The 20,810-nt window shown below is 65.9% G+C and carries 21 protein-coding genes and 1 pseudogene; 11 read left to right on the forward strand and 11 right to left on the reverse strand.

Annotated elements, in window-relative coordinates; all coding sequences use genetic code 11:
• Window positions 1-2 precede the first annotated feature (2 nt).
• From FJT57_RS01025 to FJT57_RS01045, 5 genes are all read right to left on the reverse strand, one after another.
• On the reverse strand, window positions 3-2,510 hold the full coding sequence (locus FJT57_RS01025) for a DUF2309 domain-containing protein (RefSeq protein ID WP_144900953.1): 2,508 nt from the start codon (window positions 2,508-2,510) through the stop codon (window positions 3-5).
• On the reverse strand, window positions 2,500-3,993 hold the full coding sequence (locus tag FJT57_RS01030; protein WP_144900954.1) for a proton-conducting transporter transmembrane domain-containing protein: 1,494 nt from the start codon (window positions 3,991-3,993) through the stop codon (window positions 2,500-2,502). Before FJT57_RS01030 ends, FJT57_RS01025 begins: the two co-directional genes overlap by 11 nt.
• A gap of 383 nt (window positions 3,994-4,376) precedes the next feature.
• On the reverse strand, window positions 4,377-4,841 hold the full coding sequence (locus FJT57_RS01035) for an Lrp/AsnC family transcriptional regulator (protein WP_144900955.1): 465 nt from the start codon (window positions 4,839-4,841) through the stop codon (window positions 4,377-4,379).
• A gap of 59 nt (window positions 4,842-4,900) precedes the next feature.
• The gene (locus FJT57_RS01040; RefSeq protein ID WP_144900956.1) at window positions 4,901-5,662 is read right to left on the reverse strand and encodes an ABC transporter permease; all 762 of its coding nucleotides are present in this window, start codon (window positions 5,660-5,662) and stop codon (window positions 4,901-4,903) included.
• Window positions 5,659-6,666: an ABC transporter ATP-binding protein gene (locus FJT57_RS01045; protein WP_144900957.1), complete on the reverse strand. Its 1,008-nt coding sequence runs from the start codon at window positions 6,664-6,666 to the stop codon at window positions 5,659-5,661. The genes FJT57_RS01040 and FJT57_RS01045 overlap by 4 nt, the downstream gene beginning before the upstream one ends.
• Before the next feature lie 132 nt (window positions 6,667-6,798).
• On the opposite strand from FJT57_RS01045, the gene FJT57_RS01050 reads away from it, so the two are divergent.
• A complete protein-coding gene (locus FJT57_RS01050; protein ID WP_144900958.1) occupies window positions 6,799-8,235 on the forward strand; it encodes a PQQ-dependent sugar dehydrogenase in 1,437 nt (478 codons plus the stop codon).
• Window positions 8,236-8,241: 6 nt separating this feature from the next.
• Here the strand turns inward: FJT57_RS01050 and FJT57_RS01055 are convergent, their stop codons facing one another.
• Together FJT57_RS01055 and FJT57_RS01060 are read right to left on the reverse strand one after the other, a co-directional pair.
• Complete coding sequence (locus tag FJT57_RS01055) at window positions 8,242-9,183, reverse strand: DUF7547 family protein (RefSeq protein WP_144900959.1); 942 nt, start codon at window positions 9,181-9,183, stop codon at window positions 8,242-8,244.
• 126 nt (window positions 9,184-9,309) lie between these two features.
• Window positions 9,310-10,398, reverse strand: coding sequence for an NADH:flavin oxidoreductase/NADH oxidase (locus FJT57_RS01060; protein WP_144900960.1), 1,089 nt, complete (start codon window positions 10,396-10,398; stop codon window positions 9,310-9,312).
• Between the two features lie 171 nt (window positions 10,399-10,569).
• Between FJT57_RS01060 and FJT57_RS01065 the strand changes: the two genes are divergently transcribed.
• A complete protein-coding gene (locus tag FJT57_RS01065) occupies window positions 10,570-10,749 on the forward strand; it encodes a hypothetical protein (RefSeq protein ID WP_144900961.1) in 180 nt (59 codons plus the stop codon).
• Window positions 10,750-10,810: 61 nt separating this feature from the next.
• Here the strand turns inward: FJT57_RS01065 and dpsA are convergent, their stop codons facing one another.
• The gene (gene dpsA, locus FJT57_RS01070; RefSeq protein ID WP_144900962.1) at window positions 10,811-11,359 is read right to left on the reverse strand and encodes a DNA starvation/stationary phase protection protein DpsA; all 549 of its coding nucleotides are present in this window, start codon (window positions 11,357-11,359) and stop codon (window positions 10,811-10,813) included.
• Window positions 11,360-11,558: 199 nt separating this feature from the next.
• Entirely contained in the window at window positions 11,559-12,350 is a 792-nt protein-coding gene (locus tag FJT57_RS01075; RefSeq protein WP_144900963.1) for a GTP cyclohydrolase III, read from the reverse strand.
• Window positions 12,351-12,562: 212 nt separating this feature from the next.
• Here FJT57_RS01075 and FJT57_RS01080 point away from each other — a divergent pair, with 212 nt between their 5' ends.
• A complete protein-coding gene (locus FJT57_RS01080) occupies window positions 12,563-13,180 on the forward strand; it encodes a DJ-1/PfpI family protein (RefSeq protein WP_144900964.1) in 618 nt (205 codons plus the stop codon).
• 97 nt (window positions 13,181-13,277) lie between these two features.
• Window positions 13,278-13,451, forward strand: coding sequence for a hypothetical protein (locus FJT57_RS16535; RefSeq protein WP_203229064.1), 174 nt, complete (start codon window positions 13,278-13,280; stop codon window positions 13,449-13,451).
• Window positions 13,452-13,488: 37 nt separating this feature from the next.
• Here FJT57_RS16535 and FJT57_RS01085 read toward each other — a convergent pair whose 3' ends face one another.
• Both FJT57_RS01085 and FJT57_RS01090 read right to left on the reverse strand, forming a co-directional pair.
• A complete protein-coding gene (locus tag FJT57_RS01085; RefSeq protein WP_144900965.1) occupies window positions 13,489-13,887 on the reverse strand; it encodes an OsmC family protein in 399 nt (132 codons plus the stop codon).
• 112 nt (window positions 13,888-13,999) lie between these two features.
• Window positions 14,000-14,716, reverse strand: a complete 717-nt coding sequence (locus tag FJT57_RS01090; protein ID WP_144902470.1) for a metal-dependent hydrolase — start codon at window positions 14,714-14,716, stop codon at window positions 14,000-14,002.
• Between the two features lie 152 nt (window positions 14,717-14,868).
• Between FJT57_RS01090 and FJT57_RS01095 the strand changes: the two genes are divergently transcribed.
• From FJT57_RS01095 to FJT57_RS01125, 7 genes and pseudogenes are all read left to right on the forward strand, one after another.
• The gene (locus tag FJT57_RS01095) at window positions 14,869-15,603 is read left to right on the forward strand and encodes a fumarylacetoacetate hydrolase family protein (protein WP_144900966.1); all 735 of its coding nucleotides are present in this window, start codon (window positions 14,869-14,871) and stop codon (window positions 15,601-15,603) included.
• Window positions 15,604-15,737: 134 nt separating this feature from the next.
• Window positions 15,738-16,331 (forward strand): annotated as a pseudogene (locus tag FJT57_RS01100) (IS6 family transposase).
• Between the two features lie 223 nt (window positions 16,332-16,554).
• Window positions 16,555-16,776 carry a DUF1328 family protein gene (locus FJT57_RS01105; RefSeq protein ID WP_144900967.1) on the forward strand — a complete coding sequence of 74 codons (222 nt, stop codon included), beginning with the start codon at window positions 16,555-16,557 and terminating at the stop codon, window positions 16,774-16,776.
• Window positions 16,777-16,839: 63 nt separating this feature from the next.
• Entirely contained in the window at window positions 16,840-17,451 is a 612-nt protein-coding gene (locus FJT57_RS01110; RefSeq protein ID WP_144900968.1) for a gluconate 2-dehydrogenase subunit 3 family protein, read from the forward strand.
• Window positions 17,444-19,051: a GMC family oxidoreductase gene (locus FJT57_RS01115; RefSeq protein ID WP_144900969.1), complete on the forward strand. Its 1,608-nt coding sequence runs from the start codon at window positions 17,444-17,446 to the stop codon at window positions 19,049-19,051. Before FJT57_RS01110 ends, FJT57_RS01115 begins: the two co-directional genes overlap by 8 nt.
• Before the next feature lie 88 nt (window positions 19,052-19,139).
• A complete protein-coding gene (gene hisC / locus FJT57_RS01120; RefSeq protein ID WP_144900970.1) occupies window positions 19,140-20,237 on the forward strand; it encodes a histidinol-phosphate transaminase in 1,098 nt (365 codons plus the stop codon).
• Complete coding sequence (locus FJT57_RS01125; RefSeq protein WP_144900971.1) at window positions 20,234-20,806, forward strand: adenylate kinase family protein; 573 nt, start codon at window positions 20,234-20,236, stop codon at window positions 20,804-20,806. The genes hisC and FJT57_RS01125 overlap by 4 nt, the downstream gene beginning before the upstream one ends.
• Window positions 20,807-20,810: the final 4 nt, after the last annotated feature.

Genomic DNA, 20,810 nt, shown 5'->3' on the forward strand with positions numbered 1-20,810 from the left:
TCTCAGTCGTCGGCGACGGGGGCGCTCACCTGGGACTCTCGCGCTTCTTCGATCGACGGCTCCGGCGCGTCGAGGCCGGTCCACGCGAGCCCCTCGTCGTAGCGGAAGGCGTCGTGATCCCGGGTGGGATCGACGACGGTCAGCGAGAGCCAGTCGTTGTCGAGCAGGTCGGTGAGGTGTTCGTGCGCCGAGAGGACGTCGGCGACGCGATCGACGGGCGCGTGGACGACCGTCGAGAGCCGGAGCGGCTGGTGGTAGGGGTCGTCGTCCGAGCGCATCACCGACTGAAGCGGGAGCCCGCCCAGTAGATCGCCGCCGTTGCCCTGGTAGACGCCGACGTTTCCGACCGGGTTGTGCGTCACCTTCGAGCCGCTCCCGTAGACGGCGGTGTCGACGGTAGCGAAGTAGTACTGGGCGTTGATCCACTGGGTGACCACCATCGGTCCCGTCAGGATCGCCTCCAGGGCGTCGCCCTCGGGGTCGGTCCGCCAGTCGTAGGAGTGCAGGAACGAGCGTCCGTCGAGGTCCAGATCGGCCGTGAGCGCCCGGGGTCCGACGACGAACCCCGCATTGCCTGCGAGGCCCCACTCCGGGCGGGTCTCCGCCCAGTCGGCGGCGCGGCGCTTCGTTTCGCGCTCGGCGTCATCGGAAGGGGCATCCATCGACGCCGCGCGTTCGGCGGCGGCGTCCGCGGTGGCGCTCGCGAGGTCGGCGCGCAGCCGTTCGACGTCGCTTTCGTGGCTCTCGGAGACGTCGCCCGCGTACAGCGTCACCTCGTCGGTCGTGGTGTTGTGCTCGCCCGCGAGGAAGACGGTGTCGTCGGGGATCTCGATCCCGCGATCGGCTAGCTCCGCCCGCACCCGCCCCTCGTTACAGATCGCCGCGAGGACCCGGGCGTTCGGGCCGCCCGGGTTTCCGGCACAGGCCCCGCAGTCGAGACTCGATCCGAAAGGGTTGTTCGCCGTCTCGCTGGCGTGACCGGTAAACACGACCAGGCGCGCGAACTCCTCCCAGCCCATCAGCTCGAAGGCGTTCGCGGCGTACTCGACGCGCTCTTCGAACGTCATCCCGCGCGGGATCTCGCCCTCGTCCGTATCGTCGTGATCGAGCGTCGGGCCACAGAACTCGTGCGCGGACGGCGTCCGCCCCTCGACCGCGTCGATGGCGGTGTGAACGCGTCCCGGGAGGAGCGTCCGCGCGGCGAGTGCGGCCCCGTAGCCGCTCCCGGCGGTCTCGACGAAACTGAACGCGGTCGCCGCGTTCGACTTGAGCCCCTCGAGCACTCGCTCGCCCGCCTCCAGCAGGTTCGTCCACCGGGCGTGGCGCTCGTGACGGTGCTCGCGGTCCGCTCTCGGTCTGTCCTCGATCCGGTGGGCGACGTCGACGATCGGCGGACATGCGTCGGTTCCGACCGCCGAGCCGCGGCCTTCGTACCGCATCGGAATCCCGAAGAACCCGGCGTAGCCGTGCGTCTCGTAGTTCCCAGCCGACTCGACGTGTCTGCGGATGACTTCCGACCGGGTGTCGATGCAGAATACCATCTGCGCGTCCGGGCGGGATCCATCGTCAGCGTCGTCTCCGGCGTCCTCGCGGCGCTCGTCGACGCGGGGGCTCCTGGCGGCGACTTCGTCGACGAGCCGCTCGCGGTACGTCGCCTCCCAAGCGTTCAGCCACACCTCCGCGAGCGGGACGTCGCCCGCGGCGTCCGCGTTTCCGGGAGTAGATCCCACATCGGCTTCCGCGCCGTCGGGGACGATCTGCGCGCCGAACAGGTCCGCGAGCGTCAGCCGGACGGCCAGGTACCCGGGCAGCGTGATCGGACAGGCCGACTGCCAGACGCCGCCGTCTTCGGCGCGGCGTCTGATCAAACCGGTCCAACCGGGGAGCGCGCTCAGGTGGTGCTCGAACGCCGACGCCCACCGGTCACGCGGGCGATCTGCGAGGCGATCGGCGAGCGCGTCGATCGGGTCGTCCGGGAGCCCCGCGATCGCCTCCCGGTCGGGGATCTGGCGGTCGTACCGTGCGGCGGCGCGAAACGCGCGGTAAAACCCGTTCGAGCGGTCCGGCATCGGCCATTTGGCGGCTCCCTCGTCGAGGAACGCCGACAGCCACTTCGTCAGCACGGCGTCGACCTGATCGGACGGCGTCGGCGTCCGATCGGCGTCGTCGTCGGGACCCGCGTCGCTCGCTTCGGTCTCCGACGCCATCCGATCGAGGAGCGCCTCGGGGTCGGCTTCGTCCGCGTCGGCGTCGTACCCGTGCCGCGCCAGCGCCGCACGCAGTCGATCGGGGTTGATTCGGCCCTGCTCCCACGCCCGGCGAAAGACCGATGCGCTCGGGTATCCCCGTCCGCCGTACAGACGCTCCCCCTCGCGAACCGCCTCGTGGAAGGGTCGATCCTCGAACCCCGCGAGCGGGTTGGCCGTCACGAACGAGTGGAGCGGCCAGGTGCGTCCGATCGCGCGCTTCGCCTGGTCGATGCTGTCGCGGATGGCAGTTTCAGTACTCATTGTAGTCCTCCGTAGCGGTTAGCAGGGTCGCTGACGGCGGTCTGGTCGCGTTCAGTAGCGCCGTGTAGAGACGCCGACTGCGCCGGTAGGCTCCCGTCTCGATCGCGAGGTAGGCGAGGAGAAACGCGACGGCCACGGCGGCGTGTCCGACCGTCAGTTCGGCCGGTGCGGTGACGGCTGGCACGTCGCGCAGGACCGTCTCGACGGTACGGTAGATCGCGCCGTACAGCGCGATCGCCGGGAGGAACACGAACGGGACCGCACCGATCCGGACCGGCGCGGAAAGGGCGGTCTGTGCGAGCGCCGTCCGCGTCGCGTGCAGGGTTGTCAAGACGACGATAAGCAGCAGCAGAACGCCGCTGTCTGGCCCCGACCCCTTGCCGGTAAGGGCTACGAACACCGCTCCGCCCGCGACTGCCGAGAGGAGCGTCACCGCGACGCCGACGACTCCGAGGGACCCGTGGTCGGAGTCCGGGTTCGGGCTCGTCCGATTGATCCGACTTCCCGCCGAAAGGAACTTGTAGGCCTTGTAGCACCCGTGCAGGATCAGGTGGGTGATCGCGGCACCGAAGAATCCGAGTCCGGCCTGCATAATCATAAATCCCATCTGGCCGACGGTCGAGCAGCCAAGGCGGCGTTTGACGTCAGTTTGCACCGACTTGAGGAGCTTCCCGCCCAGCGCGCTGAGAGCGCCGAGGAGAACGATCGCGAGCATCACCGCAGGCTCCGCGGTGATGACCGGCGAGAACCGGAGGAGCAAGATCCCGCCAGCGTTGACGAACCCCGCGTGCATAAGCGCCGACGCGGGCGTGGGGGCGGTCATCGAGGCGAGGAGCCAACCGTGGAACGGCAGCAGCGCCGACTGGATCATCGCCCCCAGGACGAGCGCGGCGGAGACGACGAACACCGCCGTCACCGGGAGCGATCCGGCCGCCGCGGCGAACCCCGAGACGGTCGTCGCACCCGTCACCCACCACAGAACCGCGATGGCGACACCGAGCAGGGCGCTGCTCCCGAGGAAGTACCGGCGGGCGAACCGCGCGGCCGACTGCGCCTGCGGCCAGCCGCGAACGTGGCCGATCAAGTCGGCCATCACGAGCCCCATCGCCAGCCACGCGGCCGCGAAAAGCAGCGCGTGATCCGCGGCGGCGAGCAGCATTACGATCAGGGTAAATCCGAGCGTCCGGACGAAAAATCGGCCGACTCCGTGGGTTCCGGCCATATATCGACGGGAGTAGCTGTCGACGATACCGGCGAAGAAGGTCACGACGACCCACAGGAGGAGCGTCAGCCCGTCGATCGCGAACGGGCCCGCGGTCGGAAGCGTCGTCCACCACCCGAGCGTTCGAGCCCCGACCGCTCCGAGGCTTGCGACGAACAACGCCCACGTGAGTCGCGTGACCACCACAGGCGTTAGCGCGTCCGTCTGCGGTTTCCCACTCGGTAACTCGCCGATCGCCTCCGATTGCTTCTGCCCTGTCATCCTTTGGTATCTAGTTGGTCTGGCATTCCCCCCGGCGACCCGCTCCGAGGTCGCCAGTGGCAATAGCAGATCTTCTCGTCAGTTCCAAGAACAGACTGTCTATTAAATCCACCTATACCGAACAGATCGTTCGCAGAAAGGAAATTATAGAACATTATGTTCTGGACCTCTCGGCTCGTTCTGATGAGCGATTTTGCTCCCTCGATACCGATCTATCGTTGTGCCCCGCGAATCCGTGCAGCGACCGAGAGCCGTCTGTGGGACTCCTTCCGGCGAAACGCGCGACTATTCGGCCTATCGAACACAACGAACGGACGAGACGAACCGCCGAGCGAGATGTGCCCGTAGTGAGACTTTGAGGGGGCTACGGTCGTCGGGCGGGCTTACGGGGAGTCGAACTCGCCGAACGGTTTCGTCTCGTGACTGCGGACGAGCACCTCGTCCGCCACCGTCAGCCCCATCTCCAACAGCTCCTGTGCGACGGGTGTGATGTCGCCGTCCGTCTCCCCAACCACGGTGACGAGGAGGTTCCGCTCGCCCGTGACGAGTTCCTGGACGGAGATGACGCCGTCGATATCGAGGATATCCGGGATGAGATCGCCGCGCTCCGGGATCGACGCCGTGCAGAACAACAACATCCGGAGCGGGTACCCGGACGCCTGATAGTCCACGTCGGCGCTGTATCCCTTGATCATCCCGTCGGATTCGAGCCGCTGAATCCGCTTGCGGACGGTGCTGTCGGACGTCCCAGTCCGCTCGGCGATATCCCCTGAGGACATATTTCGGGCATCTTCCTGGAGCGCGTGGAGGATCGCTTTGTCGACGTCGTCGATATCGTCTTCGGCCATACGCGGGTGTTCGCGGGTTACGGACTAAGGAACTTCGCTCGTCGGACCGGTCGACGGAATTAGTCCGTTCGCGGAACGGCCAGCGCGCCCGCGGCGAAGAAGGCCGCCGCGAGGACCGCGACCACGAGGAGGTTCGGGAGCGCGGCGGTCGCAGCCTCCGGATACGTCACCGCGCGGACGCCGCGGGCGACGTACGTCAGCGGCGACAGGCCCAGCGCGGGGCGGAACCACGCGGGCAACAGGTCCGGGGTGACGAAGGTATCAGAGAGGAAAAGGAGCGGCAGCGCGATGGCGTTCGAGGCCGCGATGACGCCGTCTTGGGAGTCTGCGACGCGACCGATGATCGCACCGAGGCCGCAGAAGAGGACGACGCCGAGGGCGACGAACGGTACGATCAGAAGCGTCGCGGGCGTCGTCGGAATCGACGTGCCGGTGACGAGCGCCGAGAGCGCGAGCAGTAAGAGCGCCGCGACGCCGATCACGACGACGTTCACGAGCGACTGCGCGAGGAGCCACTCCGCGCGGGTCAACGGCGTCGTCGCCAGCTTCTCGAAGCGACTTCCTTCGCGGTAGCGCGCCACGGTACTTCCGATCCGTGACAACGGCGTAAAGAGGACGACGACCGCGAGGTATCCCGCGATGTAGTAGCCCTTCGGCTCCGCGAAGAGGCCCCCGCCCGTCGGCTGCGTCTGCACCAGCGCGCCGAAGATCACGACGATAATCGCCGGGAAGAAGAAGGTGAAGAACACCGCCGTCCGCCGCCGGAGGAAGGCGTGCCACGACGCGGTGAACTCCGCGCGGATGCGGCCGAGACGGCTCATCGACGCTCCCCTCCGGCGTCGATATCGGCGGTGTTGGCGGTGGTGTCGGCGATCTCAGCGCTGTCGGCGTCGAATGAGCTCCCCGTCAGTTCGAGGTAGACGTCCTCGAGGCCGGGTTGCTTCCACGTCAGCGATTCGAACGCGACACCGCGCCTTTCGAGCGCGCTCACGACGTCACCGATCTCTCGGGGACCCACACCCTCGACTGTCAGCATCCCGTCGGCGACGGAGACGTCGAAGGATATCTCGGGATCGTCGGACGGCTGGCTCCCGTCGCCGTCGAGACCCGCTGCGAGCCGAGATTTGTCCGGGGCCGACTCGGTCTCGACGACGAGCCGACTCCGACCCCCGTGTGCCTCGATGAGATCGTTCGGTGACCCGACGGCGACGAGTCGTCCCTCGCTCAGGAAGCCCACGCGGTCGGCGAGGCGTTCGACCTCGGCCATCGAGTGGCTGGTGAGGAAGACGGTCGTCCCTCCCGCCGCGAGGCCGTCGAGGAGCGACCACAGCGCGCGGCGACCCGCGGGGTCGATTCCGGTCGTTGGTTCGTCGAGAAAGAGCATCTCGGGGTCGTTCACGAGCGCGATGGCGACGCAGACGCGACGCTTCTGTCCCCCCGAGAGCGTCTCGTACCACTGTTCGGCACTCTCGCCTTCGATTCCGACGTCAGAGAGCACTTCTTCGGGCGTACGCGCGCGTTCGTACAGGCCGCCGTACTGCGCCAGCAGTTCGCGGGGGGTCAGCCGCGCCGCGGGCGAAAACGATTGCGGAAGGAGGCCGATCTTCGATTTCTCGACGTGCTCGGGGTCGCGCCCCAGAACGGACACCTCGCCGTCGACCCTCGTCGTCCCCGTGAGCGCACGGACAAGCGTGGTCTTTCCCGCGCCGTTGGGGCCGACGAGGCCGAACACCTCGCCCGCGTCGACGTCGATCGAAACGCCGTCGAGCGCCGTCACGTCGTCGTAGGATTTCCGAACCTCGCGGGCGACGAGTGCCGCTGTCATATCTCCGTCTCCGAACGCTCCGGTGGTAAGCCGTTCGGATCCGATCGGCGCTTCTGATCCGAAAGTGCCTGTGACGCTCTCCCGCGGCCGCGCGGCCGAACCGCCCTTGTGCTCGCGCACCGTCGATCCCGTATGGACAACCGTCGCAGACGCCGGGTGCTTCGGGCCGGGATCGCCGCCGGACTCGCGTCGTTAGCGGGGTGTACCGGCCTCAGCGCGCCCGGCGGTGACAGCGGTGCCGATTCGACCGACGAGACCACGATGTCGGGCGGCGGTCGAGACGAAGGTTCGGAGGCCGCCGAACCTCGGGTACCGACGCCGACGGAGACGGGCGGCCCGCGGCCGGATCTCGAGGATGCGAGTGTGGCCCTCGAACCGATCGCCGCGGGGTTCGCGGCCCCGCTCGATTTCGTCGCTCCAGCCGGAACCGACCGTCGGTTCGTCGTCGACCGCGACGGCCGCATCTGGGACATCGATGGGCGCGGCCGAAGCGACTCGCCCTTTCTCGATCTCTCCGACCGCGTCCTCCTCGGGGGCGAGCGCGGCCTGCTGGGTGCGGCGGCTCATCCGGAGTTCGCGGACAACGGTCGGCTTTACGTCCGCTACAGCACCGAACCCCGATCGGGAACGCCGCGTACCTACAGTCACACGGCCGTCCTCGCGGAGCTCACGGTGGATCCCGACGCCGACGCCGTCGGCGACCCCGAAGAGCGGAGAGTCCTCGAAGTGCCACAGCCGCAGTCGAACCACAACGCCGGAGCGCTCGCGTTCGGCCCCGACGGCTACCTCTACGTCGCGTTCGGCGACGGCGGCGGCGGCAACGACGTCGGCACGGGGCACGTCGACGACTGGTACGACGCCGTTGACGGCGGAAACGGGCAGGACGTCACCGAGAACCTCCTCGGAAGCGTCCTCCGGATCGACGTGAACGGGCGCGGCGGCGTCGACGGGAGCAGTGCAACCGCGGGCGGTGATGAGAAACCGTACGCGATTCCCGAGAACAATCCGCTCGTCGGCCGCGAGGGGCTCGACGAACAGTACGCGTGGGGATTTCGGAACCCTTGGCGGCTCTCGTTTCACGGTCGGGACTGCTACGTCGCCGACGTCGGACAGAGCGCGTGGGAGGAGCTGAACCTCCTCGAACGCGGCGGAAACTACGGGTGGAACGTCCGCGAGGGGGCGCACTGCTTCCGCGCGGAGTCGTGCCCCGTCGCGACGCCCGCTGGCGATGTGTTCGTCGATCCCGTGGCGGAGTACCCGCACGACGGCGGTGACGTCACCGGGGTCTCTGTCATCGGCGGCGTCGTCTGCGAGAGCGAGTCGCTGGGCGCGCTACGCGGCGCGTACGTCTTCGCGGACTTTCTCGCGCGCGGTCGGCTGTTCGCGGTCGACCCCGGCGAGCCGACTCCGTGGGACATCTCGACGGTTTCGATCGACGGCGACGACAATCTCGGTCAGTTCGTCCTCGGATTCGGCCGCGATCAAGCGGGCGAGGTGTACCTGCTCACGACCGAGGAGAGCGACGGCAGCGGCGACACAGGGGCCGTCGCTCGGCTCACGTCGTCCTAACTCGAATTACTGTGGCTGTGTGTCAGCGTCGCCGCTCTCGTCTCCTTTGTCGACACCACCGCCCTCGTCTCCTTTATCGGCACCACCGCTCTCGTCCCGTCTGTCGGTATCGTCGGAGCCGGGTACCTCGTCGACTTCGTCCTTGATCGAGGCCAGTTCGGCTTCGACGTCTACCTGCGGTGACTCGTCGGCGTCGCGTTCGTCCCCTGGGTCTGCCGTTCGGTCGCCGCCGGAATCGGGAGAATCGGAAGAATCGGAGGAATCGGCGCTGTCGCGAACGGCGATCTCGACGCCGCCGGACGCCGCAGTTTCGTCGGCTCGTCGCGATGTGTCCGACGCCGTCGAAGTGCGGTCCTCCCGTCGGTAGCCGTATCGGTCTGCCTCGCGCGCACTCGATGCACCGGCGAGCCGGTCCGATACCTCCTCGGAGAGCTGTCTGGCGTCTTCGAGGAGCGTCCGAGACGTCTCGTCCTCGGGCAGTTCGGACTCCGAAAGCGCCGTCTGAAGCTCCGACAGCGCGCGTTCGACGCCCGAGACCGCGCCGCGACCGACGCCCGCGACGCCGTCGCTCAATCGCGACGTCGAGGAGTGGTCGGCGCGCCCCGAGCCGTCGAACGCCGAGCGCTCCGGATCGGCGAGTCGGAGCGCCCCGCGGAGGAGTTCTAACGACTGGATCGTCGCTTCGAGAGTCGCGATGAGCGTCGGGAGCGTGTACTGCTCGGTGAATCGGAACAGCTCCGAGAGCGACGGCGGGCTCGGGGAGCGACGCCGACGCGTGGGCGTCGGTCGCGGCGATCGGCGGTCGTCCGGCGCGTCGGCTTCGCGGCGCGTCTCGATCGATCGCTCTGCGGGCCGATCATCGTCGAGTTCGGCTCGAAGCGCGGAGAGCGTCGCTTCGAGTTCCGCGACGAGTTCGCGGAGGTCCGCCTCGGAGTCGCGTGGGGCCATACCCTGTGTTAGGCTCGGACGCTCAAAAGCGTGTGCGCCGCGGTCGAGAGAGACCGCAGCGAGATAGCGGGAAATCGACCCGAGTCGGCGGGAGGACGACCGGGAAACGGACGTTGGGCGCGCTGTTCAGCGGAAACGACCCCGCTCGTACTGCTTCGGCCACTCGACGTCGACGCCGAGGTCGCGGGCGGCCTCCAGGGTGAAATACGGGTTCCGAATGTGCTCGCGCGCCAGCAGCGCCAGGTCGGCGCGGCCGTTCCGGATCAGCTGATCGGCCTGTTCGGGCGTCGTGATTCCGCCGACCGCACCGACGGCCGCGTCCGTGGCATCCTTGACGCGCTCGGCGTACGGCACCTGGTAGCCGGGGCCGCTTTCGGGCACCCGTTGGTCGGGGTGGATCCCACCGGAACTCACGTCGATCAGATCCGCGCCCGCATCCGAAAGGAGCGGTGCCAGACGGGCGGAGTCGTCGAGGTCCCACGAGGGACGGTCGGGGAGCCAGTCCGTCGCGGAGATCCGCACGAACAGGGGCTGATCGTCGGGCCACACGTCGCGGACCGCTTCGGTGACTTCGAGCGGGAAGCGAGCCCGGTTCTCGAAGGAACCGCCGTACTCGTCGTCTCGATCGTTCGTGACGGGCGAGAGGAACTCGTGGAGGAGGTACCCGTGCGCGAGGTGAATTTCGGCGATCCCGAAGCCGACGTCGCGTGCGCGCTCGGCCGCCAGACGGAACTGCTCGATCACCCGGTCCATATCCTCCCATGTCATCGCTCGCGTGGGGACCGGTTCACCCGTCGAATGCGGGTACGGGTCATCGCTCGGGGCGATCACCTCCCAACCGCCGTCATCGACGGGGATGGGCGTTCCGCCGTCCCACGGCGGCGTAACGCTTCCTTTCCGCCCCGCGTGGGCCAACTGGATACCCGGAACGCTCCCCCGTTCTCGGATGAACGCGACCGTCTCTCGGAGGGCGTCGCCGTGATCCTCGGACCAGATTCCGAGATCGCCCGGAGAGATGCGGCCGACGGGCGAGACGGCGGTCGCTTCTGTCATTACGACTCCCGCGCCGCCGACTGCCCGGCTTCCGAGGTGCACACGATGCCACTCGGTCGCGAAGCCGTCCTCGGCGGAGTACTGACACATCGGCGACACAGTGACGCGGTTCGGAATCTCCGTGCTGCGGAGTTCCAGCGGGGAGAACAGCGAATCGGTCATCGTCGGAGTCTCGTTCTGCGGGAGTATACGCTTGACGTCCGCGGAAGGCTGGTGACGGTAGATCGTCGTCGGAGGTCACCCGTACTCGGAGCTGGCGGTCGAAGCGCCCACAGACGATTCGTTTTAGGCCGACCAAAAGCGTTTTATTCGCAGCCCGGTCATCCACTGGTGATGAACGGAACGAATGTCGTCGAGGGCGACGGCGCTATCGAACGCGGTTCCGACGGGCGAGCAACGACGCAGGTCTCGGCGCATCGGTCGTCGCCGGACCGCGTCGTCTTCACCGAGAGCGGAAATTGCGACGGGTGGATCTCGATCGATGCGGAGCTTTCGACGCCGCTCGAGCGGTAAACTCGGTGATCAGAAAAGACAGATTTCGGTTCTTCTGACGGTCACAGGCGGTTCGAGGACGCTACTCCATCGCGGATTCGATCACGAGCGTGTCGTCTTCGAGGTAGTGCTCGAAGTGGTGGGCCGCCTCTTCGACCTCGATGAGGTTCTCGCGGAGCATATGCGCGGTCGTTGGATCGCCGAGGTTCTCCGCCAGCTCGATGTGGTCTCGAAGCGTCTCGATGATGTCGCCGTACATCTCCATATCGTTCCGAAGCGACGTGCGGATGTCGTACACGTCCTCGTCTTCCGGCGTCACCGCCGCCCGTTCCTCAAGCGCACCCATTCCGGCGACCGGTACGCCACCGAGCGCCTGCGCGCGCTCGGCCAGTTCGTCGGCGAACGCTTCCGCCTCTTCGGCGGCCTCGCCGAGGAACAGATGGAGATCGCGGAACTCCGCACCCTCGACGTTCCAGTGGTGCTTCCGCAGTTGGTGGTAGAGGACGTACGTCGACGCCAGATCCGTGTTCAACGCGTCAACTATCTGTGTGGCCTTCTCTGAATCCATCCGGAGGGCTTCGCTTCCCTCGACTTCGCCCGCGTGCTGTCGGACCGTCTTTTGGGTACTCATCGCGGGTAGTACTTGGACTGCCAACGACTTAATACTTCGACCTCCAGAAAAATGTTTTTGCTAAATACGAATAATACATAACAAAACTATGATCCGTTCGGGCATCGGACCGGTCTAGATTGATCCGACCGGTCTAGATTGATCCACCAGTACCGTTCGCGCGGTGGCATCGGTGCGGTCGGATCCGATCGTGTCCGGATCAGTCCGTCGTCAGTTCGACGTCTTCGAGGGGCTGTTCGAACTCGACGTCGGTTCCGTCGTGGCGACACCGTTCGAGCGCGTGTTTGGCGTCCATTCCGGCCTCGTGGGGCGTGCTGGCGACGCCGACGCCGACCTTCAGTTCGACGCCCGCCTCGGATTCGACGTGATCGATCGCGTCGCGATAGTCCTCCGCGGTCATCGACGGGCAGATTGAGATGATGTTGTCGCCGCCGACGAAGAAGGAGAGCGCGCCGTACTCCTCGCGGAGATACCGCATCAGCGTCGCGTATCCCTGCTCGATCTGTATGAACGAGTCGAACTCGTTGAGCCGGTCCGTGTACTTGCCGGTGGCGTCGTTGACGTCGAAGTGAGCGATCTGGACGTCCTCGACGGTCCGGTCGGCGTCCGAGAGGAAATTCCCCGCTAGCACCTCGCGGCGGTTGCCGTCCTGGGCCGATCCGGCGCGCTGGAGGCCGTCCGTCGCCGATTCGAGCGCCTCGACGGGTGACGCGTCGATGCCGGTGCCGAGGCTGATCGTCACCGGATAGCGGTTGCCGATCGACTCTTGAAGGAGTTCGTGGCCGCTCTCGTCGAGGCCATTCGTGATCGCGACCATATTGTCGAATCGAGTGAAGAAGACGTAGCCGTCGCGACTTCCGACGAACTGGGCCAGATCGGCGAAGAGCCGGGACTGCAGCGTCTGCAAGTCCATCTCGCGGCGCGGATCCGGGGTCACGGTCCACGGCCCGTAGTTGTCGATCTGAACGAGTGTAAGCTGGGAGTTCGTCACGTTCGTTTCGTGGGACCTCGCGTATATGCCTCTTTCCGTATCAGATCGGATTACCTTCTCAGTATTGAGATACAGTTGTGAAAGTCGCCCTTGGGAGCCATCGAACGGAGGGACAACGAATCGTGAGACAACGAATCGTGAGACAATGAACCGAGGAAGATCGACGGAACGGTTATTGACACAGAACGTGAACGATAAATTGGGTACAACCGATGGGAAAACAGATCCTGATGATCGTCGGCGACTTCGGCGAGGACTACGAGACGATGGTACCGTATCAAGCCCTGGAGATGGTCGGGCACGACGTGGACACCGTCTGTCCCGACAAGGAGGCGGGTGAAAAGATCAAGACGGCCATCCACGACTTCCGCGGAGATCAGACGTACCTCGAAACGCGCGGGCACGACTTCGAGGTGAACGCGACGATGGATGACATCGACCCCGCCGACTACGACGCGCTGGTCGTCCCCGGCGGGCGGGCACCGGAGTACCTCCGCACGTACGACGAGGTACTGAACGCCGTCCGGCACTTCTTCGAGACCGACAAACCCGTGGCAGCGGTGTGTCACGGCCCGCAGATTCTGGCGGCCGCGGGCGTTCTCGACGGCTACGAGATGACGGCCTATCCGGCGGTGCGCGCGGAGGTCGAGGCGGCGGGCTGTTCGTGGGTCGACGAGGTGACCGTCGACGGCAACCTCGTCACCGGGCAGGCGTGGCCCGACCACCCCGAGTGGCTCGCGGCGTTTCTCGACCTCCTCGGGACGGAGATCGAAACCGGCGAGGCGGCCGTCGCCGACGACTTACGCGAATCGGCTTCCATCGACGATTGACGCCGGAATGGGTGGAAAACAGCCACCGGGTGGTGTTTTTGCACTGCGTGGTAATGTCTGACAAAGATTTATATTTCAGAACAGCGTTCAGGCTCGTATGGAAAGTCAGCCGAACAGCCCGTACGTCTACTCCGAGGACGTCTCGGAACCGGCGGAACCGTACGTCTCACACGACGAAATCGAGGAAACGTCTCCTCCGGACCCGGAGGGACGAGACGTGATCATCGCCGACGGCCAGGCGATGAGCTTCCGCGCGTATCACCGTCGGTGACGCACGGATATTTTCGCCGCTATCGTCGATCGATCCGTTAGAACGCGTCGCCGTGGACGGTCGCGTCCGCCCGTAGCTCCGCTCGGAGCGCCGAGTGAACGTGGCAGATCCCTTCCGCGCGTTCGAGGATCTCCGCCAGCGTCTCGTCGTCGAGGTCGGCCTCGACGTAGATGTCGAAGCGGATCGCTTCGAGGTCGTCGTCGTCATCGAGGTCGGCGTCGGCGTCGATCTGGACCTTGCCGAGGTCGTCGTGTCCGCGCTGTTGACCGCCGACGCGGAACGCGGGCAGGAAACAGGACGCGTAGTCGGCGACGAGCACGGAGTTCGGGTCCGGTCCCGCTTCGCCGAGTGCGTCGATCGTGAGTTCGAAGTCGCCGACCTGGCTGGTACTCGCAAAGCCTTCCTCGCTGACGGTCGAAGTCTGAATGTCGCTCATTCCGTCCGGGTGAACGGACGGGACTGCCCTAAAGGTTGCCGACCGGGTCGTTTTCGCCCCGATCTGCGACGGTTGATTGCGTTAGCACCGCTCGATTCGGTCGACGGCCGCGCTATTCGAGCGTGAACGACTCGTCGCCGTCGAGGACGTGGACCTCGGTGTCGGATCCCGTCGCCTTCACCTCGCGGACGTAGTCGTCGGTGTCGATCTCGATCGGCGGGAACGAGTCGTAGTGCATCGGGAAGGCGTGGTCGACGTCGAGCCAGTCGGTCGCGATCGCCGCCTGCACCGGACCCATCGTGTAGTGATCGCCGATCGGGAGCGCCGCGGCGTCGGGTTCGAGGTACGCGCCGATCACGTCGCGCATCTCGGACATCAGGCCGGTATCCCCGGCGTGATAGAACGTCGCCGCGTCCGCGTCGGACTCCTGCGTGGGCTTCTTGTCGCTGAGGAGGAAGCCGACCGGAATTCCGAGACTGTGTTCGTAGCCCGTGTTCAGTCCGTTCGTGTGATCCGCGCGGTGCATCGTCACGAACGCCTCGCCGCACTCGACGGTCCCGCCTATGTTCATCCCGATGCTCTCCGAGAAGCCGACTTCCGCCTCCATATAGCCGGTCATCTCCGGGACGCCGACGACCGTCGCGTCGGTGAACGCCCCGGCATCGGCGATGTGGTCGGCGTGTCCGTGGGTGAGAAGCAGGTAATCGGGCGTCCCGACCTCATCTGCGGAGAGGCTGGTTTTCGGGTTGTCGAAGAACGGGTCGATCAAGAAGGTGGTGCCGTCGACGTCGACGTGCCACGTGGAGTGGCCGTGCCAGGTGAGTTCCATCGTCATCGTCCACCTCGATATTCTACCGGATCGACAATAAAGCGTACTGTCGAGGTGCTTGGGTTCACCGCGCGGCGGTCGCGAAGAACACGGGGGGAGAGGGATCTGACGAGATGGAAAGAACGAAACGACGCGGGAACGACACGGTCGGTATGCACACGGTCAGATTCAGAGATCCCGCAGGATCGATCCGAATAGGCGAGTGGTACGGCGACGGCGTCTCCTTCGGCGGCGAGACGTACGATCTCGACGAGGTCGACGTCCTTCCGCCCACCGAGCCGACGAAGATCGTCTGCGTCGGCCGCAACTACGCCGATCACGCGGCGGAGATGGACAACGAGATCCCCGACCGCCCGCTGCTCTTTCTGAAGCCGCCGAACACGCTCTCGGGTCACGGCGACACGGTGACGCTTCCGGCCGGGAAAGAGCGCATCGACCACGAGGCGGAGATCGCGGTCGTGATCGAGAAGGCGGCGCGGAACGTCGACGCCGACGACGCGATGGACTACGTCGCGGGGTTCACCTGCCTGAACGACCTCTCGAACCGCGACGATCAGCAGCAGGAGACGAACTGGGTCCGCGGAAAGGCGTTCGACAACGCCGCGCCGATGGGCCCGGTGCTCGCGACGCCCGAGGAGGTCCCCGCGGACGCCGCCATCGAACTGCGCGTCAACGGAGAGACCCGGCAGTCCTCCTCGCGGGAGCACCTGGCCTTTTCGGTGCCCGACCTGATCGAGGAGATCACGACGTATCTCACGCTCGAACCGGGTGACGTCATCGCGACCGGCACCCCCGCGGGAGTCGCCCCGCTCGAAGACGGCGATACCGTCGAAGTCGAACTCGAAGGCGTCGGCGTCCTCGAACACGACGTCCGAATTCCCGAGTGACTCGGGAGGCCGAACGCGAATAAAACCGAGGGCGGCTGTCTCGGTCGTGTTTAGTTACGGATGACGAGTGAGGCGGACTGATTTCTTGCTGGTATATGGCAGAAACCGCCCGTCTCAACGGATGAACAGACTGGATTGATTTGGATTTTGTGGAGCGACAGCGGACACCCGAGCGCGCGATGAAGCTCGGTATTCAACTCCAGTTAGCGGGCCTCTCGCTGTCGAAACCCGTTTCAGTTCTCGAAGAACTGGGTATCGAGCAATCTCGCAAAGCACTATGATTGGGTGCAGAAGGCTGAATCACAGCCCACAGAGGAACGAAAATCGAATTATGTCACGGTTGGCGAAACCGTAATTCGAATCAACGATCAGCAATTCTGGCAATATGCCGTCGCCGATCCTGACACGAATGAGCTGCTACACTTGCGGTTGTTTTCGACGACAACCACCGCGTTAACAGAGATTTTCCTGCGTGAACTTCGCCAGAAACATAATGTTCAATCTGCCGTGTTTCTGGTTGATGGCGCTCAACGCCTCCAAACCGCGTTGGCCAGAGCTGGACTCCGATTTCAAACCGAACGGAATGGAAAGCGGAATGCCATCGAGCGAACCTTTCGAGAACTCAAGCGCCGTACTTCGTCTTTTTCAAACTGTTTCAGTCACGTTGAGCCTAAAACCGCCGACATTGGCTTCAAGCATTTGTCGCCTGGCTCAATGCTCCAAAGTAAACACTACCGCTGTCTCAACGGTGAACCCTTTTTCCCGGGTGGCGGAAAAACGGGATAGTCCTCTTCACCAACATCCAATTCGTGGGAACGAGCGATCCAGAATCCGAGGGCTTTCCAGACGGTATCGGTACTACCCCCCGGAACGGCGGCCGATCGTCCGGACTCGACCGTACGATATGATCTGTATAATAAAGCAACAACGGGGGGTAGTGCGTAATCGACTATGTCAGTTACCGCTGCGACGACGCTGACCGGAGACCTGCTCGCACAGACTTCATTACAGCTATTCTCGGGTGAATTCCTCGAATTAGCCCTCGTGTTTTTCGTTCTCGCCATCCTCGCCGCACTCCTCGGCGCACGTGGCGTCGCCGGGATAACGATGGAGATCGCGAAGTGGTTCGTGATACTATTTATCGTCCTCACAATCGTTTCGATCCTCCTGTGAGCGCCGCGCCGCGCGCGACTACGAAGGGCAATCCCTAAGTTTAGGCTTGCCTAATCCGGCGGTGTGGAACTGACGCGACGCGACGCGTTGGCAGCGCTTGCCGCCGCCGGCGCAACGGTCGGTGGGGGCGCGCTCGCCGGACGGTTCGATCCGCCGCGAGCGGACGCAGGCGGTTCGGGAGCCGCCGGGTCACCGTCCACCGCGACGCCGACGCTCTCGACCGACCTGCTGGACCTGCTGGACGCGCTCGCCGAGGTCCTCTACCCGTCTGACGTCGACGGCCGCCGCGGGTTCGTCGAGGAGTACGTGCTGGGGCGAACCGAGGGGCGACCGGAGTACCGAGCGGGCGTTCGCGAGGCGGCCGCCCAGCTCGACGCGGTCGCTCGCGACTGGGAGGGGAACGCGTACGCGGATCTCGCCGCCGAGGACCGCGACCGAACCCTCCGGAGACTGGGCGTCGAAACCGCCGATCCCGACCCCGAGGGACCAATCACGGATCGAATCCGCTTCTACCTGGTCGAGGACCTGCTGTTCGCGTTTTACGCGTCGCCCGCGGGCGGTCGACTCGTCGGCATCGAGAACCCGATCGGCCACCCCGGCGGAATCGAGAGCTACCAACGAGGCCCGATGGAGCGCGACCCCGACGACCCAACCGGAGGCGACAGCGATGGCTGACGACGGCGGCGTCGGCGATGGTCTCGACCGAACGCCCGCCGCACCGGCCGACGTGTGCGTCGTCGGCTCCGGCCCGGCGGGGGCGCTCGTTGCTCATCGGCTCGCAGCGCGGGGCGCAGACGTCGTCATTCTGGAAGCCGGACCGAGGTTCGAGTTCTCGCAGCGACGGGAACAGCAGGAACGGCACATCCGCCCCGGGATGGGCGACCCGTGGGAGATGGGCGGCCAGCGGGACGAGTACTCCACCGGGGGGCGGCACTACCCGCTGAACGCGGCGCGCGTCAAGGGCGTGGGCGGGTCGACGCTGCACTGGCAGGGGATGGTGATGCGGCTGCACGAACGGGACTTCGAGATGGCGACGCGCTACGACGTCGGCGAGGACTGGCCGCTCACCTACGACGACTTGCGACCGTACTACGCGGCGGCCGAGCGCGAACTCGGCGTCGCGGGGGCGATAGACAACCCCTATGCACCGCCGCGGGATGACCCGTTCCCGCTATCGGCGTTTCCCCCCTCGTACTCGGACTCGCTGTTCGCCGAGGCCTGCGAACGGCTCGGAATCGATATGCACTCGGTGCCGAACGCTCGGAACTCCGAGCCCTACGACGGGCGCGCCTCCTGCCAAGGGTACGGGACGTGTCGGCCAGTCTGTCCCTCCGGGGCGAAGTACACGGCGGAGTCACACGTCGAAAAGGCGGAGTCCGCTGGCGCACGAGTGATCGATCACGCCCCCGTTCAACGGCTCGAACACGACGACGAGGGCGACGCCGTCGACGCCGCGGTGTACGCGACGCCGGACGGAACCGAGCATCGACAGTCGGCCCAACGGTTCGTCGTCGCCTGCGGCGGCGTCGAAAACGCTCGGCTGCTCCTGCTTTCGGAGTCCGAGGAGTACCCCGACGGGTTGGCGAACTCCTCTGGCGCAGTCGGCCGGTTCTTTATGGATCACTTGTTCGCGGGCGCGGGCGGACGGTTGGACGAACGGACGCGACAGAACCACGTCGGGTTCATCACCAGCGAGTGCCACCAGTTCTACGACGACGAGGATCCGGTCGAAGGCCTCAAACTGGAGTTTCTCAACTACGCCGGGCCCTCGCCGGTGATCGAAGCGCTACACGCGGAGACCTGGGGTGACGAACTGCTTGATCAGCTCCGCGGCTCCTACGGCACCCACATCGCGATGGGGGGGTTGGTCGAACAGCTCCCCGACGCCGACAACCGCGTCACGCTGGATCCGAGCCGAACCGACGATCACGGCAACCCCGTCCCGCACATCGAGTGGTCGCTCTCCGATCGAACGGAGCGCGCTATCCGCCGGGCCAACGAGATCCAGCACGCGATTTTGGAAGAACTCGACGCGTCGATCGAGTGGACGGTCGGACCGGACGCAACCGGTCCAGCGTACCATCAGATGGGTACCACGAGAATGGGGGCGGATCCGGGCCGGAGCGTCGTCGACGCCGACTGTCGGACGCACGACCTCTCGAACCTCTGGGTCGTCGGCTCCTCGGTGTTTCCCACCGGCGGCGCGATGAACCCGACGCTCACGATCGCTGCGCTGTCGCTCCGTGCGTCCGAGTCGCTCGCCGATTCGCTGTAGATCACCCGTATGGATCGTGTGGGTATCGATCGACCCGCCGTCGACCGAGAGACGCACCCTTAAAGACCCGCGGGCGACAGATACGGGTATGCAACCGAGGGATCTCTCCGCGCACGAGGCGTACGTTCCCGGGCGCGGCGCCGAAGAGGTGGCGCGCGATCTCGGGATGGACCCCGAGGAACTGACGAAGCTCTCCTCCAACGAGAACCCCCACGGCCCGAGTCCGGCCGCCGTCGAGGCCGTCGAGACCGCCGCTCCGGACGTGAACGTCTATCCGAAGGCCTCCCACTCCGACCTCACTGACCGGATCGCCGAGAAGTGGGGCGTCGATCCGGCACAGGTGTGGCTGAGCGCCGGAGCCGACGGCTCGATCGACTACCTGTCGCGGGCGTTCTTGGAGCCCAACGACGACATCCTCGTCCCCGCTCCCGGCTTTTCCTACTACTCGATGTCCGCGCGGTATCACCACGGCGACGCCTCCACGTACCGAATCGCCAAAGAGGGGGACTTCGAGCAGTCGGCGGAGTCGATACTGTCCGTCTACGAGGGCGAGCGAATCGTCTACGCGACGACGCCCCACAACCCCACGGGATCGGTGCTCTCCCGGGAAGACGTCCGCACGCTGGCGGAGCGCGTCGACGAGCAGACGCTCGTCGTCGTCGACGAGGCGTACGCGGAGTACGCCGCCGAATCCACCTCGATCGAGCTGCTCGACGAGTACGACAACCTCGCGGTGCTTCGGACGTTCTCGAAGGCCTACGGCCTGGCCGGGCTCCGGATCGGCTACGCCGTCGTCCCGTCGGAGTGGGCCGACGCCTACGCTCGCGTGAACACGCCGTTCGCGGCCAACGAACTCGCCTGCCGCGCCGCGCTCGCCGCGATCGACGACGAAGAACACCTGGAACGGTCAGTCGAGACCGCCCGCTGGGCGCGCCAGTACTACCGCGACGAACTCGACGTGCCGACGTGGGCCTCCGGCGGCAACTTCGTCCTCTGTGAGGTCGGCGACGCGACCGCCGTCGCCGATGCCGCACAGCGGCGAGGGGTCATCGTCCGTGACACCTCCAGTTTCGGCCTCCCCGAGTGCGTCCGGGTTTCCTGCGGCACCCGCGAAGAGACACAGCGAGCGGTCGCGGTGCTCAACGAGGTCGTCGCCGACGTTCGCCCGGAGGCCACAGAGCCGTGAGTCGGATCGCGCTCACCGGAACGCCCGGAACGGGCAAAACGACCGTGTCGAGACTCGTCGCGGACGATTTGGGAATCGACGTCGTCCACCTGAACGACGTGATCCGAGAGGCCGAACTGTTCGAATCGCGCGACGTCGAACGCGACTCGCTCGTCGCCGACCTCGACGCGGTCGAAGCGTGGCTCGTCCAACGGGCCGATGGTGGCGACGGTGCCGACGACGACGTGTCCAACGAATCCGAACCGATCGACCGGGACGTCCTCGTCGAATCGCACCTCGCGCATCTGCTTGACGTCGATCGAGTGATCGTGCTCCGGTGTCGTCCCGACGACCTGAAGCCGCGGCTCCGAGAGCGCGGCGAGTCCGAGACGTCAATCGCCGAGAACGCCGAGAGCGAGGCGCTCGACGTGATCCTCGCTGAGGCCGTCGAGCGACACGGCGCGGGTTCGGTGTGGGAGATCGACACGACTGATCGCTCGCCCGAGGAGGTCGCCGACGACGTGGCGGCCGCTATCGGTGGCGACATCGAACCGCGGGTCGGCACCGTCGATTTCGTCGAGTACCTATGACTCG

The organism is Halobellus captivus, from assembly GCF_007655485.1.
GTDB classification, from domain to species: Archaea; Halobacteriota; Halobacteria; order Halobacteriales; family Haloferacaceae; genus Haloquadratum; species Haloquadratum captivum.